The following is a 17,541-nucleotide window of genomic DNA, read 5'->3' on the forward strand; positions in this document are numbered from 1 at the left end:
CCGTGCCGGCGGTGCTGCTGCCCTGACAAATGTCATGGTCGGCGGTGACAGTGCGCACTGCTCATGCGGCCGCGGCGCCGCGAGCCTTGAACCATGACTGACACCGTGATCGAGGCCGAGGACCTGCGCCGCGGCTACGCAGGAGGATTCGAGGCCGTACGCGGCGTCTCCTTCTCCGTGGCCCGGGGCGAGATCTTCGCCCTGCTCGGCACCAACGGCGCGGGCAAGACCTCCACCGTCGAACTGCTGGAGGGACTCGCCGCGCCGACCGGTGGGCAGGTCCGCGTCTTCGGGCTCGATCCGTACAAGCGGCGGGCCGAGGTCCGCCCGCGCACCGGCGTCATGCTCCAGGAGGGCGGCTTCCCCTCCGACCTGTCGGTGACCGAGACCGTCCGGATGTGGGGCGGCGTCACCAGCGGCGCCCGCCCGGCGGCGGAGGTGCTGGAGCTGGTCGGCCTGGCCGCGCGGTCCTCCGTACGCGTCAAGCAGCTGTCGGGCGGTGAACGGCGGCGCCTGGACCTGGCGCTGGCCCTGCTGGGCCGGCCCGAGGTGCTGTTCCTGGACGAACCGACCACCGGAATGGACCCGGAAGGGCGCCGGGACACCTGGGCGCTGGTACGGGACCTGCGCGCGCAGGGCACGACGGTGCTGCTGACCACGCACTACCTGGAAGAGGCCGAGGAGCTCGCGGACCGCCTCGCGATGCTCCACGAAGGGGAACTCGTCCTGTCCGGCAGCCCGGCCGAGGTGACCGCCACCCGGCCCGCCCGGATCCGCTTCACCCTGCCGGCCGGGATCCCGGCGGCCCGGCTCCCGCTGGCGCTGCGCGCGGCTGCCTACGGGCAGCGCGTGGAGATCCGTACCGGGAACCTCCAGGCCGACCTGACCGAACTGCTGGGCTGGGCCAGGGAGTGCGGCGCGGAACTGATCGGGCTCGACGCCCGGTCCGCCTCCCTGGAGGAGGCGTTCCTGGAGATCGCGGAGAACCACCGCACCGCGGGCGGCGCCCGCACCGAGGACACGAAGGCGGGGACCCCGCGATGAACACGCTCACCCTGAACCCCGGGCGGCTCGCCGCACTCGGCCGCTCCGAGCTCACCCTGCTGGTGCGCAACCGGGCCGCCGTCGCCCTCGCCGTGCTGATGCCCCTGCTGATGGTGTTCGTCCTGCGCTCCTCGCTCAGCGGGGCCGAGGGCGCCGAGGCGGTCGGCGAGGCCACCCTGACCGGCGGGACCGGCATGGTGCTGATCCTCGTCGTCCACATGAACCTGGTCTCCGCCTACGTCGCCCGGCGCGAGGAGCTCGTCCTCAAGCGGCTGCGGACCGGCGAGGCGAACGACCTGGAGATCCTCGCCGGGACCGCCCTGCCCGCCGCCGCCCTGGCGCTCGGGCAGATCGCCGTCCTCGCCGTGGCGGGAGCCGCCGCCCTGAACGTACGCATGCCGCGCAACCCGCTGCTGCTGGTGGCGGCCGTCCTCGCCGGCATCGTCCTGCTGGCCGGACTGTCCGCGCTGACCAGCTCCCTCACCCGCACCGTGGAAACCGCCGGCCTCACCACGCTGCCGCTGTTCCTGGCGACCGTGCTCGGCTCGGGGCTGTTCGTCCCGGCGGACTCGCTGCCGGACCCGGTGGCCCGGCTGTGCGAACTGCTGCCGATGAGCGGGGTGATGACCCTCGTACGGGCCGGGTGGAGCGGCGCGGGGGACGCGGACCTGGTGGGGGCCGCCCTGGTCACGCTGGCCTGGACGGTGAACACCGTGTTTGCTGTTCAGCGGTGGTTCCGCTGGGAACCGCGCCGGTAGAGCGAGTCGGGGGACGGGGACCGTGTCGAAAATGACGGGGTGGTGGAAGAACCGCAGCAGTGCGGGGAAGGTCGAGCTCTACACCCGGTGGTCGTTCTACCTGTTCGTGGCACTGGAGATCGTCTCCTTCGGGATGGTTCCGGTGGCCGCCGCCGCGGGGAAGAGCTCGCACACGGTGCCCCTCCTGCTGTTCACGCTGGTGTGCGGCCACGCGGCGCTGTGCGGGGTGCTGACCTCCGAGTCCCTGCACTGGGTGGTGGGCCGGCGCGAGCGTCCGGTCCGGCTGGCGGTGGTCACGGCCGTCGCCTCGGGCGCGGCGACGTTCATCGTCCTCGCCCTGGAGGCGGCCGGGAAGATCCCCGAGCGGGGCGTGACGGCGATGCTGCTCCCGGCGTTCACCTGGTTCTCGGCCGGCGCCCTGGTGCTGGCCCTGCGCTCGGTGCGCAAGATGCGCTGGGTCGGCCCGGCCGCGGCGGCCGGGACGGGACTGACCGCGCTCGCCCTGGGCCTGCCGGCCGGCGAGGCCCTGGGCTACGCCGTCGTGGTGCTGCTGGGCTCCCTGTTCTTCATCTTCACCTGCGGGTTCTCGGCATGGCTGCTGCGAACGGTCTACGAGCTGGACCACTCGCGCGAGGTCCAGGCGCGGCTCGCGGTGGCGGAGGAGCGGCTGCGGTTCGGCCGTGACCTGCACGACGTGATGGGCCGCAACCTGGCGGTGATCGCGCTCAAGAGCGAGCTGGCGATACAGCTGGCCCGGCGCGAACGGCCGGAGGCGGTGGAGCAGATGATCGAGGTCCAGCGGATCGCACAGGAGTCCCAGCGCGAGGTGCGGGACGTGGTGCGCGGCTACCGGCAGGCGGACCTCGCGGTGGAGCTGGAGGGCGCGCGCGGGGTGCTGAGCGCGGCCGGGATGGACTGTCGCGTCGACTTCCGGGCCGGGCGGGGGCCGGAGCTGCCCGCCGAGGTCCAGTCGGCCCTCGGCTGGGTGGTGCGCGAGGCGACGACGAACATCCTGCGGCACGGGGACGCGCACCGCTGCCTGATCCGGCTCACCGCCGAGGAGACGGGGTCCGTGACCCTGCTGGTGGAGAACGACGGGGCCCCCGAGGCCCCCGCCGGGCCGCCCGGCTCGGGCCTTGCCGGGCTGCGGGAACGACTCGCGGCCCTGGACGGGACCTTGCAGGCGGGCCTGGTCGGCGACGGCCGGTTCCGGCTGCGTGCGGAGATCCCGAATCGACGACCGCAAGAACTGGAGGTGCGGGCGTGAGCCCCGTACGCGTACTGCTCGCCGATGACGAGCACCTGATCCGGGGCGCGTTGGCCGCTCTGCTCGCACTGGAGGACGATCTGCTCGTCGTCGCGGAGGCGGCCTCGGGGCCCGAGGCGCTGGCGATGGCGCGGGCGCACCGGCCGGACGTGGCGGTGCTGGACCTGCAGATGCCGGGGGCGGACGGTGTGAGTGTCGCCACATCCCTGCGGGCCGAACTGCCGGGCTGCCGCACCATGATCGTGACCAGTCACGGCCGTCCGGGACACCTGAAGAGGGCCCTCGCTGCGGGGGTGCGGGCCTTCGCCCCGAAGACCGTCTCGGCGCAGCGGCTGGCCGAGCTCATCCGGACGGTGCACGCGGGGGGCCGTTATGTGGACCCGGAGTTGGCGGCCGACGCGATCAGCGCGGGGGACTCTCCGCTGACCGCGCGGGAGGCGGAGGTACTCGAACTCGCGGCGGACGGGGCACCGATCGCGGAGATCGCCGAGCGGGCCTCGCTGTCGCAGGGAACGGTGCGGAACTACCTGTCGTCGGCGGCGACGAAGCTGGGTGCGGAGAATCGGCACACGGCAGTGCGTCTCGCGCGCGAGCGAGGTTGGGTATAGTAGTTCTCGCGTTACGGCGCACCTGCGGACATAGCTCAGTTGGTAGAGCACCACCTTGCCAAGGTGGATGTCGCGCGTTCGAGTCGCGTTGTCCGCTCTGTAACGAAGAAGCCCCCCGGTCCTCGGACCGGGGGGCTTCTCTCGTACCTACGACCAGGACTGGCCGGTGAGGCGCTCGAAGGCCTCGATGTACTTGGCGCTGGTCCGGGCGACGACCTCGGCCGGGAGGGCCGGCGGCGGGAGCTCGCCCTTGCGGTCCCAGCCGGAGGCCGGGGAGGACAGCCAGTCGCGGACGTACTGCTTGTCGAAGGAGGGCTGCGAGCGGCCCGGCTCCCACTGGTCGGCCGGCCAGAAGCGGGAGGAGTCCGGGGTCAGCACCTCGTCGGCAGCGACGAGGCTGCCGTCCTTCGGGTCGAAACCGAACTCGAACTTGGTGTCGGCCAGGATGATCCCGCGCTCGCGCGCGATGTCCCGGGCGCGGCCGTAGACGGCCAGGGTGGTCTGGCGCAGCAGCGCTGCCGTCTCGGCGCCGGTGGTGCGCGCGACCTCCTCGTAGGAGACGTTCTCGTCGTGCTCGCCGACGGCGGCCTTGGCGGCCGGGGTGAAGATCGGGGCGGGCAGTTCGGAACCGTCCACGAGCCCCTCGGGCAGGCCGAGGCCGCAGACCGTACGCGTCTCGTTGTACTCGGCGAGGCCGGAGCCGGCGAGGTAGCCGCGGGCCACGCACTCGACCGGGACCATGTCGAGGTTGCGGCAGATGAGCGTGCGGCCGGCCCAGTCGGCGGGGGCGCCGGCGGGCAGGTCGGTGGAGATGACGTGGTTCGGGACGAGGTCCGCGAGCTGGTCGAACCACCACAGGGAGAGCTGGGTCAGGACGCGGCCCTTGTCCGGGATCTCGGTGGGCAGCACCCAGTCGAAGGCGGACATGCGGTCGCTGGCGACCATGACGAGGCGGTCGTCCTCGTCACGGTAGAGGTCGCGCACCTTGCCGGTGTGGAGGTGGACGAGGCCCGGAACCTGAACCGGCTCGGGCTTTTCGACGAATCCGGACACGGGGTCTCCCTGTGGTTCTGTATGAAGCGCACTCCGATTCTCGCGCACCTGGGTCCTCTGCCGCGGACAGGGGTCCGCGCTGCGGGTCGGCCGAGGGGCGGGCGGTAGATCGAGCGGGAGATCGGGCGGGAGGCTGTCGCGGCTTCGGGCGGGAGCGGTCGCGGGGTCAGTCGTGCTTGCAGATCCGGTCGAGGAGGTTGGCCGTGGCCCGCTGCACCCGCTCGTCGACGTGGCCCGGGCGGTCGAGGGCCGGGGACCAGGCGAAGGTGCCGGAGGCGAAGACCAGTGCGCCGCTGGGCGCCCGGTAGAGGGAGGTCTCCTGGTGGCGGCGGTGGCCCTCGCTGTCGAGGTACGGGGAGTGCGCCAGCAGGATCCGGTCCTGGTGCTCGGGCAGCTGGGTGCGCGGGAAGTAGCGGTCGGCCTCCCCAGCGACCAGCCCGGGCAGTTCGTCGTTCTCGCCGGCGCCGGTGGCGTCCCAGAGCCAGTGCGTGGCGTTGCGCACGATCAGGGGGGCGGGTTCGGGGACCCGTCCCGCGTACTGGATGCCGAGCAGCTGCTGCTCCGGGCGGTCGACCTCGCGCCACAGGCTGGGGCGGCCCGGTCCGCGCCGTTTTCGGCAGGTGAGGAGGCGGTCGTCGACCCCGGAGGCGGACGGGCCGAGCTCGACCTGCCAGTACATGGTGTTGGCGGAGAGGAAGACGAGCGAGGTGCCGTGCCGGCGGGCGCGCTCCACGGTGCGGCGCATGGGGGCCGACCAGTACTCGTCGTGGCCGGGGAAGACCAGGCCCCGGTAGCGGGTCGGGTCGACGCGGCCGGCGTGCAGGTCGCGGGTGTCGGCGTAGGCGATGTCGTAGCCGTAGCGCTCGGCCCAGCGGATGAAGTCGTAGGCGTGGCCGACGTGCAGGGGCAGGCCGGCGCCCGCGTAGGGGCGGTCGAAGGAGACGGTGACGGCCGCGTCCTGTTCGCCGAGCAGTCGGCCCTGCTCGTCCCAGGCGTGGTACAGGCTGGCGCCGCTGCGGCCGTCCTCCGGATAGAGGTTGTAGGCCTGCCAGGTGATGTCCGGAAGGAGGAGCAGGAGGTCGGCGGGGTGATCGTCGCGGACCGTGAAGGGGATGTGGGAGCGGTAGCCGTCGACGGTGGTGAGCACGGCGACGTACGCGCCGACGCTCCAGTACGAGGGGACCTGCAGGCGCCAGGACAGCCACCAGTGGTGGCAGGAAACGGTGCGGTCGGCGGCGAGCGGGGCCGGCTGGACGATGCCGGAGAGACGGGGGCTGGTGGTGATCTTGGAGGCCCCGTCGCCGCCGTAGTGGCCGATCCGGTAGACGTCGACGGAGAACTGCTGGGGCGGGTCCACGGTGATGTGGAAGTCGATGGCCTCGCCGGGGGCCACTGCGCCGGTGGAGGCGAATCCCTTGATCTGGCGGTGCACGTCGTCGGCGGTGCGCGGGCCGCCGTTGCCGCGGGCGCGGGGGATCTGGCCGGTACCGGCGGCCGCGGCCGCCGGGTCCACGTACCAGGGCACGACGTGGCCGGTGTCGTCGAAGTAGAGCTCGCTGCCCCGGAACCAGGGCAGGGGGCCCTGTCCGAAGGGGTCGTTGACGGCGTGCGCGAGCGCACCTGACTCCCAACGCCGGATCTGGTCCGCACCCATGACCGCTCCCCTCCCTCGCTCCCCCGTACGGGCGTACATCGCCTTCGGTAGGCGTCAACGGCTGAGCGGAGGAAGCGTTTTTCGCCACCTGCTTCAGGACACCCAACTGCGACCGGTCCCAGCACATCACATAACGCACGCAGCCCGTCACTGTTCGTCGCGAATTGACGGGAACGGAACATTGGCATCCGTCCGTTTGTGCGAGCCGTAACCCTCCCGGGGACTCCTGGGACGGGCTGCCGATGGGCGGCGCGACCCGCTTCAGACCAGGCGGACCGGCTTCTCCGGGCGGACCCCGAGGGCCGATAGCCAGTCCCGCAGGGGCTCCGGGTTCCCCTCCTCGACCAGGCACAGCACGCGCGGCGCCAGATCGGAGCGGCGGTCGCCGCCGACCAGCAGGACCGGCCCGTCGAGCCAGTCCAGGCCGGGGGTGGCGCCGGCCGAGTCCACGGCCGCACAGCACACCATCGCCGTCACGTGGTCGGCCAGCAGGTCCCGGCCACTGCGCGGCGGCTGGAGCGGGAACAGCGGGACGGCGTCCGCACCGCGCGCCTTCCCGGCTCCGGCGGCCGGTCCGGCGTCCCGCTCCTCGCGGGCCAGTTCACCGCTGATCCGGCCGGCCAGCGCCTCGCCGGCCGCGCCCTCGCCGCCGAGGTCCGTGAGGTAGCCCAGCACCCGCTCCAGGGTGGGCCCGGCGAAGCCGTCCGCCGTGGGCGGCGGGGAGTCGGCGGCCGCGAGCGTGGTGTGGCCCGAGGAGCCGGACCGGGCCACGGGGCCGCCGGCGCCGCTCGTCGCGGCCGGGGCCGCGGGGGCGGCGGGAGCCGTGGAAGCCGTGGCGCCCGACGGGCCCGGCGGCAGTCCCGCCGGAACGGCCAGGGCGTCCAGCGCCGCGTGCAGGCGAGCCGCCTCCGTCCGCCACTTGCGGTCCACGACCTCCTCCGGATACGCCGCCCAGTCCACCGGGGACCAGTCGGGGCCGGCCTCGGCCGGACCGCCGTGGAAGAGCCGCGCGGCCAGCAGCGAGGTTGCCTCGTCGATCAGCCCGGGCTGCTCCAGCAGGTCGCAGGCGGGCCGCTCGCCGAGCCGCGAGGTGAAGCCCTCGGCCAGCCGGTCCCGCCGGGAGAGCTCGGTCAGTGCGGAGACCACCCCGGCGTCGAGGTGCGCCGGCCAGCGGCCCATCCTCCAGGCGGGCAGCGCGACCCGGGTCAGCAGCCGGTCCCACCCGGCGTAGGCGAGGCCGACCTGCTCCTGGGCGACGATGCGCAGCCCGTAGTCCACACCCTGTGCACGCTCCGAGGCGGCCGCGGCCACTCCGCGCTCCATCTCGGCGGCGTCCGTCCGGCACAGCCGCAGCAGCAGCCGGGCCGGCGGGGCGATCCAGCCGAGGCCGCGCCGGGTGCCCACGTCCACGGCGGCGTCCAGGCCCCGTACGAAGCCGCGCGCGTCGGCTATGTCCGGGTGGGCGGAAGGTCCCGTACCGGCGACGACGGGCGCAAGGACCGCCCGTAGCTCCGCGACCCGCATCCACCAGAGGAAGGGCGAGCCGATCACCAGCACGGGGGCGGCGCCCGGCGCGGACTCCGGCCCGGGCTCTGCGGTGGATCCGGCCCCCGCTGCGGACATGCGGACGGCGTCGCGGCGGTGGGCCGCGTGCGTGCGGTCCTCCAGCCAGCTGTCGCAGTCGGGCGTCAGGGCTATGGCGGAGGGGGGCGGCACGTCCATCCGGTCGGCCAGGTCCCGCACCAGCCGGTAGAGATCGGGCGCGGCGGCCTCCGAGAGCGGCACCGTCGGCGTCACGGCGGGGCTCGCCCGCAGCACCACGGCGGCGAAGGCACCGCCGACGAGGAGCACCAGGGCGGCGACCGCGCACACGACGAGGGTCACCGTGGGCCAGGGATCACCTGCCAGTCGGCCCGTCGTCCGGGCGGCGACCAGCACCACCGCGAGGGCGGCGGGCAGCAGCCCGACGGCCAAGGCCCTGCTGCGCACGCGCAGCACGGCCAGAGCGCGGGAACGCGCGGACGGCACGCCCGCTTCCATGATCGAACCGGTTCCGGACACGGCCGGACCTCACCCCCTCTGCCCTGCGGCGACGTTGCTCACTCCCCCACTGTGACACCCGCCACTGACATCGCAATGCCGGTGGGCCAAGTGCCGGAATGCTTGCGCCGCACCCTAGTTGGGGCACGCGCGGGCGTCAGGCAGACAGGGTGACGATCACCCGATGGAATGGCTTTGGGTAAAGCTGGGTGCGTTCGAACGCGGCCGGATGCAGTCGCACGCGAACGCGCCCGCGGGCCCGGGCGCACAAAGTGCGCACCGGGCCCGCGGGTCTGCGGATCCGCTGGTCAGCGGCCCTCGGCCGCCTTGGCCGCGATATCCGTACGGTGCTGCGAGCCGTCGAGACGGATACGCGCCACCGCCTTATACGCCTTGGCGCGGGCCTGCGCCAGATCAGAACCGGTCGCCGTCACCGACAGCACGCGGCCGCCCGCGCTGACCACCGTGTTGCCCTCGCGCCGGGTCCCGGCGTGCAGCACGTAGGCATCGGGCTCGTCCTCGGCGGCCACGTCGAGCAGGCCCTCGATCGGGTCCCCGGTACGCGGGGTCTCGGGGTAGTTGTGGGAGGCGATGACCACCGTGACCGCTGCGTCCTCGCGCCAGACGAGCGGGGGCAGGGTGTCCAGGGTGCCGTTGGCGGCGTTCAGCAGGACGTCCGCGAGCGGGGTGCGCAGCCTGGCCAGGACCACCTGGGTCTCGGGGTCGCCGAAGCGGGCGTTGAACTCGATGACCCGGGTACCGCGACCGGTGATCGCGAGGCCTGCGTAGAGCAGCCCGGAGAAGGGGGTGCCGCGGCGGCGGAGCTCGTCGACGGTCGGCTGGAGGACCAGCTCCATGACCTCGTCGACCAGCTTCGGGTCGGCCCAGGGCAGCGGGGAGTACGCGCCCATGCCGCCGGTGTTGGGGCCCTCGTCGCCGTCCAGGGCGCGCTTGAAGTCCTGCGCCGGCTGGAGCGGGACCACGGTGACGCCGTCGGTGATGGCGAAGAGCGAGACCTCGGGACCGTCGAGGTACTCCTCGATGACCACGCGGTCGCAGGCGAGCGCGTGCGCGCGGGCGACGGCCAGGTCGTCGGTGACCACGACGCCCTTGCCGGCCGCGAGGCCGTCGTCCTTGACGACGTACGGGGCGCCGAAGGCGTCGAGGGCCTCGTCCACCTCTTCGGGGGTGGTGCAGACGTAGCTGCGCGCGGTCGGGACCCCGGCCGCGGCCATCACGTCCTTCGCGAAGGCCTTGGAGCCTTCGAGCTGTGCCGCCTCGGCGGACGGCCCGAAGACGGGGATGCCGGCGGCGCGCACGGCGTCGGCGACGCCGGCGACGAGCGGGGCCTCAGGGCCGACGACGACCAGGTCGGCGACGAGTTCGGTGGCGAGAGTGGCGACGGCTGCACCGTCGAGGGCGTCGACCGGGCGCAGCGTGGCCACGTCGGCGATACCGGCGTTGCCGGGAGCGCAGTACAGGGCGGACACGGCGGGGTCGAGGGACAGAGAGCGGCACAGGGCATGTTCGCGGGCGCCGCCGCCGATGACGAGGACCTTCACGCTGCTCAGCCTAGCCGGGACGGGGCGGCTGCCTTCGTGCGGCCACCCAATCAGGACCGGCTACTCATTTGTGTATTCCTCCACAACAGTGGCTCCGAGCTCGCGCACGATCAGGTCGTGTCCGGTCAGGGCGCTCTCGACGAGGTCGGGATCGTCGTCCTCCGCGTGGTCGTCCTCGGGGGCCACCGGCGGGGGTGCCTGCTGCACGGGGGGCTGCGGGGCGGGAGCCGACTGCTGGGGCTGCTGCTGCGTCGCGTACTGCTGCGCGGGCGGGTTCTGCGAGCTGGAGGGCTGCTGCGGCTGCGCCGGGGGCGGCGGGCTGTAGGCGGGGGCGGGCGCGGCCGGGGCGCCGTACGAGGAGCCGTACGAGGAGGTCTGGACCGGGGCCGGGGACCCGCCGCCGACGACGGCCTCGATCTTCCAGTTGACCTGGAACTGCTCGGCCAGGACCGCCTTGAGCACGTCCTCGCTGCCGCTGCTGGCGAAGTTGTCGCGGGCGCCCACATTGGGGAAGCCCAGCTGGAGGGTGGTCCCGTCGAAGCCGGTGACCTGGGCGTTCTGGCTGAGCAGGATCCAGGTGAAACGGCGGCGGTTCTTGACGGCCTCCAGCACTCCCGGCCACATCGCCTGCACCTGCCCGGCTCCGGCGGCCATGCCGGGGGAGGGGGCGGCGGCCGCGGGGGCCGGCGCGGGGGCGGCGGCCGGGGCGACGGGTGCGGGCGCGGACGCGGGTCCGGGAGCGGACGCGCTGGGCCAGGCACCGGCGGCGGGGGCAGTCGGGGCAACCGGCGCCGCGGCGGCCGCGGCTCCCGGCCAGGCACCGGGGGCGCCGCTCCCGGGCTGCGCTGCACCTGGCCACGCGCCGGGGGCGGGAGCTGCGGGAGCGGGTGCGGGGGCTGCGGGAGCAGGCGCCGGAGCAGCGGGCGCGGGAGCAGCGGCGGGCGCGGCCTGAACCGGCTCGGCAGCGGGAGCGGGCACCCCGGCGGCGGCACGCACGGCAGCGACGCCCCCACCGGGACCGGCGGGCGCCATGGGATGCGCCTCGGGCCCGGGCACGTAGCCCATGGCGGGACCCGCAGCCGGCGGCGCGGCGAAGGCGGCGGCCGCGCCGCTGCGCTCCAGCCGGTCGAGCCGGGCCTGGAAGGACCGCTCGTCGTCGAACGCGGCGGGCAGCAGCACCCGGGCGCAGATCAGCTCCAGCTGGAGCCGGGGCGAGGTCGCGCCGCGCATTTCGGTGAGTCCGGTGTTGACCAGATCGGCGGCACGCGACAGCTCGGCGGCGCCGAACACGGAAGCCTGGGCCTGCATCCGCTCCACGACGTCGGCGGGGGCGTCGATCAGCCCCTTCTCCCCGGCGTCCGGCACGGCGGCCAGGATCACCAGGTCGCGCAGCCGCTCCAGCAGGTCGGCGACGAACCGGCGCGGGTCGTTCCCGCCCTCGACGACCCGGTCGACGACCTCGAACGCGGCCGCCCCGTCCCCGGCGGCGAAGGCGTCGACGACGGAGTCGAGCAGCGAACCATCGGTGTAGCCGAGCAGCGAGGTGGCCATGGCATACGTCACACCGTCGTCGGCGGCACCGGCGAGCAGCTGGTCCATGACGGACATCGAGTCACGCACGGAGCCGGCGCCGGCCCGCACGACGAGCGGCAGCACGCCGTCCTCGACCCTGGCCCCCTCGCGCCCGCAGACCTCGCCCAGGTAGTCCCGCAGGGTGCCGGGCGGCACGAGCCGGAAGGGGTAGTGGTGCGTCCTGGACCGGATGGTCCCGATCACCTTCTCCGGCTCCGTGGTGGCGAAGATGAACTTGAGGTGCTCCGGCGGCTCCTCGACCACCTTCAGCAGGGCGTTGAAGCCCGCCGAGGTGACCATGTGGGCCTCGTCGATGATGTAGATCTTGTAGCGGCTGGACGCCGGCCCGAAGAAGGCCTTCTCCCGCAGGTCACGGGCGTCGTCCACACCACCGTGCGAGGCGGCGTCGATCTCGATGACGTCGATGGACCCGGGCCCGTTCCTGGCCAGGTCCCGACAGGACTGGCACTCCCCGCAGGGGGTGGGAGTGGGACCCTGCTCACAGTTCAGACACCGGGCGAGGATGCGCGCACTGGTGGTCTTGCCGCACCCGCGCGGCCCGCTGAACAGGTACGCGTGATTGACCCGGTTGTTCCGCAGGGCCTGCATCAGCGGGGCAGTGACATGCTCCTGCCCGATGACCTCGGCGAACGACTCGGGGCGATAGCGGCGGTACAGCGCAAGGGACGACACGTATACGAGGTTATCCGGGCCCACCGACATCAGCGGCCCGCCGATGCCCCCGGAGGGCGCCCGGAACGCAAAGCGCCCCCCACGCACCCGCCAGAGCCCACTTACCCTTGCTGCCTTCCGGCCCTGGGGGAGTTGGGTGAGATAGCGCCACGTGAGGGGCTGGCCCCACCCTAGCGGATGGAAGCCCCCGGAATCGAGCCGGACCCCGACCCGGCCTCCGTCCGACGATCACGTTCGCGAGCACCCCTCAACGTCTTGTATTGTTTGCGGCGGAGGATTCGCCTAGTGGCCTAGGGCGCACGCTTGGAAAGCGTGTTGGGGGCAACCCCTCACGAGTTCGAATCTCGTATCCTCCGCCAGTGCCTCACCGGGCACTTGAAGACCCCGACCGGGAAACCGGCCGGGGTCTTCTGCATGCCCTGGTCTCACTTCCGGTCTCTCTCATCTCCGATATTCACGACATTTCACGCGCGTGCCAGGCCCGCCCACACTCCGGCCCATCAAGAGCTCTCCTCCGTGGGTGAACCCCTTCCGAGTACCGACGGCCGACCCATCGAATGCGCAATCCTTGGCTCCGTTCGGGGCCGCTCCGGTCCCCAGCCGCGTTCCCGGCCTCGCGAGGTGTGCCCCATGACGTCCCGATCCACGCTGACAGCCCGGCTGCGCGGTCTCGACGCCCCACAGCTGGCGCGCGTACTCGGGAGGCGGAAAGACGCCGCGGTGCCACCGGAGCCGCGCTCCATGGAGGAACTGTCGGAACGTCTTCTGCGACCCGGCTCGGTGGCGCTCGCCTTGCCGCAGCTTCCCCTGCCGTGCCTCCAGGTGGCCGAGGCCCTGGCCGCCTTGGGAACGCCCATGTCGTGCAGCGCCCTGGCGAGGAGGCTGGGAGCGACGACAGCCACTGCCGCTCGGGAACTGGACGGCGTGCTGGAGGCTCTGGCCGATCATGCCCTGGTATGGCCGGACAGCGACGGAAGGCTCCACTTGGCCGCGCCGTTGCGGCAGGCGTGGGAGACGCCCCTGGGGCTGGACGCTCCGCTGGAGGAGCTTCTGGAAGGCGTGACCTCCGAGGAACTGCGCGGCATGCTCGCGGCACTGGGCATCAAGCCGCCCGGTACCAGGCAACAGCGCACGGCCGCCGTCCTGGAACACCATGGCGATCCGCAACGCGTCGCCTCCGTGATCGCCAAGGCCCCTTCGGGCGCCCGGCAGCTGCTTGCGCGCCGAGCGAAGTCCGCACCGCGAGAAACGGAGTTCATCATGTTCGGAACTCCCGAGGCCGCCTCCCGACCGGACGAGCGATGGGCCCTGGACCGCGGCTTCCTGATCCGTAACCGCCACGGATACGGGCCGGCCCACATGCCCGTCGAAGTGGCGCTCGCGCTGCGCGGGCCCGACTGGCACGCCCCGTTCGCGCCCGTACCGCCTGCCCTGGAGCTGGTGTCCGTCCCCGCGGTGGAGGTGGACCGGGAGGCAGCGGCAGCTGCCACCGCGTTCGCGGCCCACGCCGCCTCGGTCCTGTCAGCCTGCTCGGCGGCTCCCCCGGCCCGGCTGAAGTCCGGCGGGATCGGCGCACGTGAACTGGCTCGGATCGGCAAGGCGGCACAGGCCGACGACGCAGTGGTACGCATCACCTTGGAGATCGCGTACTCGGCCGGGGTGCTGGCCGCCGACGGCAACCGCGTCGCACCCACCGCGGCGTACGACACCTGGGCGGCGCAGGAACCCGCAGCGCGGTTCGCCGAGCTGCTTCACACGTGGTGGAACCTGCAGTTCACTCCCTCGCAGGCCCGCGACGAGGACAACAAGGCGCTCCCCGCCGTGGCCGGGGCTCCTCCCTGCGGCGGCTGTCTACAGGCTCGGCGCGGGTTGCTCGCAGCGGCGGCAACGCTTGCCGAAGGTCAGGGCGTGAAGGCCGCCACGGATCTGGGGCCACTCGTTGCATGGCACCGTCCGTTCGCTCATCCATCGTTCCACGACGAGACGCCTTTCGCCGCGGCGGTCCGCGAGGCCGAGCTGATGGGCGTCATCGCCCGAGGCGCCCTCTCCCCGCTCGGTGCGGCGCTGATGGCCGGTGACACTGAGGAACTGACCGCCGCGTGCCGGCTCCTGCTGCCCGAGGCCACCGACACGGCCCGGCTCGGTGGCGACCTCACGGCCGTCGTCACCGGCACGCCCTCGGCACGCCTCGCGGAGTTCCTGGATGCGATCGCGGACCGGGAGATCAGCGGCACGGCCTCGCTATGGCGGTTCAGCGCCGACAGCATGCGCCGCGCACTGGACGCCGGTCACGCTCCGGACGAGATCTCGGTCGAGCTGACCGCCATCGCCGACGGGGCTCTGCCACAGCCTCTGTCCTATCTCATCGCCGATGCCGCACGTCGCCACGGCCACGTGCGCGTCGCCCCTGCCGCCTGCGTCATCCACGGCGACGAACCGGCGCTCCTGGCCGAGCTCGCCGCACACCGGGGACTCTCCGCGCTCGGGCTACGGCAGCTCGCCCCGACGGTGCTCGTCAGCGACAGCCCTCCCGACAAGACCCTGGCCGCGCTCCGGGACCAAGGCTATGCCCCCGTCGCCGAGGCCCCGGACGGGACCGTACGCATCGAGAAGGTGCCCCCTCGACGGGCCGCCGCCGTTCCGGCCCCGCGGAAGGCCGCCACCAAGGCCGGCACCGGACGCTCGACGTACCGAGCGGCGGAGGCATCGGCCGTCGCCGACTCGTACGCCGTGGTGGCCCGGCTGCTGACCGCCCCGCCGACCGCCCCTGAGCCCGATCCCTTCGGCACAGGGGTCCCCTTCGGTACGGATACCGAGGAGATCGTCGCCGGGTACGCGAAGCAGCTGACGTACACGGACGTCCGCCAGCTCGGCCACGCCATCGACACCGGTATGGCCATCACCGTCGAATACGTCGCCGCGTCGGGAAGCCGCACCGTGCGCACCCTCAGCCGCCTCCAACTCGATCCGCCCCACCTCGAAGCCTGGTGCCATCTACGTGACGCCGAACGTGTCTTCACGCTGTCCCGTATCCACTGCGTCATGCCCGCGTAGACACCCTTCCGGATATACTTGACGTACGACCTGATATCACAGGAGGTGCCTGAATGAGCCGAACCGTGATCGACCTCGATGACGAGCTGCTGGCCGACGTGGCCCAGGCTCTCGGGACCAGCACCAAGAAGGAAACGGTCAACACCGCCCTGCGCGAGGTACTGGAGAACCGGCGGCGGGCCCTGGCGCTCACCAGGCTGCGGGCTGCCACCGCAGACGGCTCCTTCGACCTGGACCTCTTCGAGGACAAGCGGAACTACCGGAGGTGAGCGCGGCACAGTTCCTGATCGATACCAGCGCACTCGCGCGATTCCTGCGCGGCGACGCCGAACAGTACGGCTGGGACCAAGCGGCGGCGGCCGGGCTCATCGCGACCTGCCCGATCACCGAGCTGGAGTTCTTCTACAGCGCCCGCTCTGCCGCGGACCGTGCGCGAGGCATCGAGGACATGCGGCTCGTATTCAGCTGGGTACCTGTCGACGACCGGGCCTACGACCGCGCCTGGCGAGTCCAAGAGCTGTTGACCCAGCGTGGACAGCATCGCAGTGCAGGCGCGGTGGACCTCGTCGTTGCCGCCACGGCGGAACTGCAGGGGCTCACCCTTCTCCACCGCGACCACGACTTCGACTGCATCGCCGCCGTCACAGGCCAAGCCATGCAGTGGTACGGCCCGGAGACCGGCAAATGAACGTGCGCCTGGCGGTCTCAGTCCTGGTCTCATTCGCCCCCGTCCAGAGCTGTTCGGACGTGGCAGGGCTGGACGCTCCGCCGCGGGTCAGGACACCCACGGTCCCCGCCGGACCCCCGTACGAACATTTGGAAAGCGTGTTGGGGGCAACCCCTCACGAGTTCGAATCTCGTATCCTCCGCCAGTGCCTCACCGGGCACGTTGTAGAAGGGCCCCGCTGCTTGCAGCGGGGCCCTTCTACGTTTCCCGCCTTCCGCGCCGTCGACGGCCCTCGCGTTCCGGAGTCCGGCGGGGCCGTACGGGACATACAGAACCGACATTCCGGCTCGGGTCGACATCGAGAGCCCTGCTCGCCGTTTGCCCGGAGGAGGTCCGTACCGGCCCAAGGGGGCAGAACCGGCGGAATGGGCGCCAAGAGCACCCGGGAAGCGTCTCGGTCCGATCAATGCCTGCCACTTGCGGACATGCGGACCCCTCTCCGCCACGCCCTCCATAGGTTTCCCCCCAAGCAAGATCGAATGGGGGTGCCGGGCGGCAGCACCGAACGGCCCCCGTGCAAAGCAACGAGGGGGCAGCGTGGCCAGCGAGGCGAAGAGCATCCCGGCCGTCTACACCGAGACGATCGAGGTGACACCCGAAACCTGCAAGAGCTGGATGGACAAGCGGACATGCAACCGCGTCCCGCTCAAGCGCTCCAACATCGACAAGTTCAAGGTCATCCTCCGGAGCGGCCAGTACCGCACCACGCATCAGGGCTTCGCGCTCGACTGGCACGGCTGCCTCATCGACGGACAGCACCGGGCGGCGGCACTCCTGGAGACCGGGATCACCGTGACCAGCCAGGTCACCTACAACATGGACCCCGACACCTTCGCCGCGATCGACGGGGGGCGCGTGCGGACCGCCGGCGACTTCGTCGCCCAGCTGACCGAGATGAAGCAGAGCAACTCCAACGTGTACGGCGCAGCCCTGAAGATCCTCAGCAACCGCCTCGCGGGCCTGCACTGGACTCGGTGGACCAACGGCAGGCCCACGGCCGAGCAGTTGCAGGGGTGGGTGGAGACATGGCCGGTCAGCGAGGATCGCATCATCCGCCTCACCGCCAAGGGCAAGCAGTGCCACGCCAGCGCCACCGGCCTGATCGTCGCCTACAGGATCATCACCGAGACGTGGCCGGAGCACGTCGCCGACATGTTCTTCGACTGCATCGGCGAGGCCAGTAAGGAGTTCGTCGGGCGTGACCCGCGGGCCATCTACACGAACACCATGATCAACGTGAACAAGGGCCGCGTCAGCCGGGACAGCGTCCAGCAGTCCGCGCAGGCCATCAAGGCGTTCAACGCCCTGATCGCGGGAGAGACGATCGGCACCCTGAAGAAGATGAAGATCGGCGGCACGAAGGTCATCGAAGACCGGAAGACCGGCGAAGAGGTCGAACAGGTCTACCTCGCGGATCGCTATCCCGAGGTCATCGCCAGGACCGTCGAGGTGAGCGATCAGTGGATCACCCGCGACAAGCTCGTGCTGTTCGACTAGAGCACCGGCCCA

Annotated in this window: 13 protein-coding genes, 2 tRNA genes and 1 other RNA gene; 10 read left to right on the forward strand and 6 right to left on the reverse strand. The window is 72.3% G+C overall.

The genetic code is table 11. From position 1 onward, the window contains the following. The first annotated feature begins 93 nt into the window (after positions 1 to 93). The 5 genes from IE257_RS26380 to IE257_RS26400 all read left to right on the forward strand — a co-directional run bounded on the left by IE257_RS26380 (position 94) and on the right by IE257_RS26400 (position 3,774). A complete protein-coding gene (locus IE257_RS26380) occupies positions 94 to 1,044 on the forward strand; it encodes an ABC transporter ATP-binding protein (RefSeq protein ID WP_189972414.1) in 951 nt (316 codons plus the stop codon). Next, positions 1,041 to 1,802: an ABC transporter permease gene (locus IE257_RS26385; protein ID WP_189972415.1), complete on the forward strand. Its 762-nt coding sequence runs from the start codon at positions 1,041 to 1,043 to the stop codon at positions 1,800 to 1,802. The genes IE257_RS26380 and IE257_RS26385 overlap by 4 nt, the downstream gene beginning before the upstream one ends. A 22-nt stretch (positions 1,803 to 1,824) precedes the next feature. Beyond that, positions 1,825 to 3,069 carry a sensor histidine kinase gene (locus IE257_RS26390; protein WP_189972416.1) on the forward strand — a complete coding sequence of 415 codons (1,245 nt, stop codon included), beginning with the start codon at positions 1,825 to 1,827 and terminating at the stop codon, positions 3,067 to 3,069. Continuing rightward, the gene (locus IE257_RS26395; protein ID WP_030390140.1) at positions 3,066 to 3,677 is read left to right on the forward strand and encodes a response regulator transcription factor; all 612 of its coding nucleotides are present in this window, start codon (positions 3,066 to 3,068) and stop codon (positions 3,675 to 3,677) included. Before IE257_RS26390 ends, IE257_RS26395 begins: the two co-directional genes overlap by 4 nt. 24 nt (positions 3,678 to 3,701) lie before the next feature. After that, positions 3,702 to 3,774 (forward strand) — tRNA-Gly (locus IE257_RS26400). 50 nt (positions 3,775 to 3,824) lie between these two features. Here the strand turns inward: IE257_RS26400 and IE257_RS26405 are convergent. The 6 genes from IE257_RS26405 to ffs all read right to left on the reverse strand — a co-directional run bounded on the left by IE257_RS26405 (position 3,825) and on the right by ffs (position 12,415). Next, positions 3,825 to 4,730: a phosphoribosylaminoimidazolesuccinocarboxamide synthase gene (locus IE257_RS26405; protein WP_189972417.1), complete on the reverse strand. Its 906-nt coding sequence runs from the start codon at positions 4,728 to 4,730 to the stop codon at positions 3,825 to 3,827. A gap of 166 nt (positions 4,731 to 4,896) precedes the next feature. After that, the gene (locus tag IE257_RS26410; protein ID WP_189972418.1) at positions 4,897 to 6,384 is read right to left on the reverse strand and encodes a N,N-dimethylformamidase beta subunit family domain-containing protein; all 1,488 of its coding nucleotides are present in this window, start codon (positions 6,382 to 6,384) and stop codon (positions 4,897 to 4,899) included. Positions 6,385 to 6,645: 261 nt separating this feature from the next. Next, positions 6,646 to 8,424, reverse strand: coding sequence for a M48 family metalloprotease (locus IE257_RS26415; protein WP_189972556.1), 1,779 nt, complete (start codon positions 8,422 to 8,424; stop codon positions 6,646 to 6,648). 308 nt (positions 8,425 to 8,732) lie between these two features. Continuing rightward, entirely contained in the window at positions 8,733 to 9,986 is a 1,254-nt protein-coding gene (purD, locus tag IE257_RS26420) for a phosphoribosylamine--glycine ligase (protein ID WP_189972419.1), read from the reverse strand. Positions 9,987 to 10,046: 60 nt separating this feature from the next. Next, positions 10,047 to 12,251, reverse strand: coding sequence for a DNA polymerase III subunit gamma and tau (locus tag IE257_RS26425; protein WP_189972420.1), 2,205 nt, complete (start codon positions 12,249 to 12,251; stop codon positions 10,047 to 10,049). A gap of 65 nt (positions 12,252 to 12,316) precedes the next feature. Beyond that, positions 12,317 to 12,415, reverse strand: an RNA gene (gene ffs, locus IE257_RS26430) — signal recognition particle sRNA small type. Between the two features lie 107 nt (positions 12,416 to 12,522). Here ffs and IE257_RS26435 point away from each other — a divergent pair. The 5 genes from IE257_RS26435 (at position 12,523) to IE257_RS26455 (ending at position 17,529) form a co-directional block, all read left to right on the forward strand. Then, a tRNA-Ser gene (locus IE257_RS26435) sits at positions 12,523 to 12,610 on the forward strand. 271 nt (positions 12,611 to 12,881) lie between these two features. Further along, a complete protein-coding gene (locus tag IE257_RS26440; RefSeq protein WP_189972421.1) occupies positions 12,882 to 15,305 on the forward strand; it encodes a helicase-associated domain-containing protein in 2,424 nt (807 codons plus the stop codon). Positions 15,306 to 15,358: 53 nt separating this feature from the next. After that, a complete protein-coding gene (locus IE257_RS26445) occupies positions 15,359 to 15,574 on the forward strand; it encodes a type II toxin-antitoxin system VapB family antitoxin (RefSeq protein ID WP_097868235.1) in 216 nt (71 codons plus the stop codon). Continuing rightward, positions 15,571 to 15,993: a PIN domain nuclease gene (locus IE257_RS26450; RefSeq protein ID WP_189972422.1), complete on the forward strand. Its 423-nt coding sequence runs from the start codon at positions 15,571 to 15,573 to the stop codon at positions 15,991 to 15,993. The genes IE257_RS26445 and IE257_RS26450 overlap by 4 nt, the downstream gene beginning before the upstream one ends. A gap of 576 nt (positions 15,994 to 16,569) precedes the next feature. Continuing rightward, the gene (locus IE257_RS26455) at positions 16,570 to 17,529 is read left to right on the forward strand and encodes a hypothetical protein (protein WP_229920670.1); all 960 of its coding nucleotides are present in this window, start codon (positions 16,570 to 16,572) and stop codon (positions 17,527 to 17,529) included. Positions 17,530 to 17,541: the final 12 nt, after the last annotated feature.

Origin of the sequence: Streptomyces avidinii (assembly GCF_014650695.1) — a bacterium.
In the GTDB taxonomy this organism is placed as follows: domain Bacteria; phylum Actinomycetota; class Actinomycetes; order Streptomycetales; family Streptomycetaceae; genus Streptomyces; species Streptomyces avidinii.

Bases quoted from the DNA above. Each gene is read 5' to 3' on its own strand.
- IE257_RS26410 (WP_189972418.1), bottom strand. From the start codon at position 6,384: ATGGGTGCGGACCAGATCCGGCGTTGGGAGTCAGGTGCGCTCGCGCAC.
- IE257_RS26380 (WP_189972414.1), top strand. From the start codon at position 94: ATGACTGACACCGTGATCGAGGCCGAGGACCTGCGCCGCGGCTACGCA.
- IE257_RS26415 (WP_189972556.1), bottom strand. From the start codon at position 8,424: ATGGAAGCGGGCGTGCCGTCCGCGCGTTCCCGCGCTCTGGCCGTGCTG.
- IE257_RS26445 (WP_097868235.1), top strand. From the start codon at position 15,359: ATGAGCCGAACCGTGATCGACCTCGATGACGAGCTGCTGGCCGACGTG.
- IE257_RS26440 (WP_189972421.1), top strand. From the start codon at position 12,882: ATGACGTCCCGATCCACGCTGACAGCCCGGCTGCGCGGTCTCGACGCC.
- IE257_RS26385 (WP_189972415.1), top strand. From the start codon at position 1,041: ATGAACACGCTCACCCTGAACCCCGGGCGGCTCGCCGCACTCGGCCGC.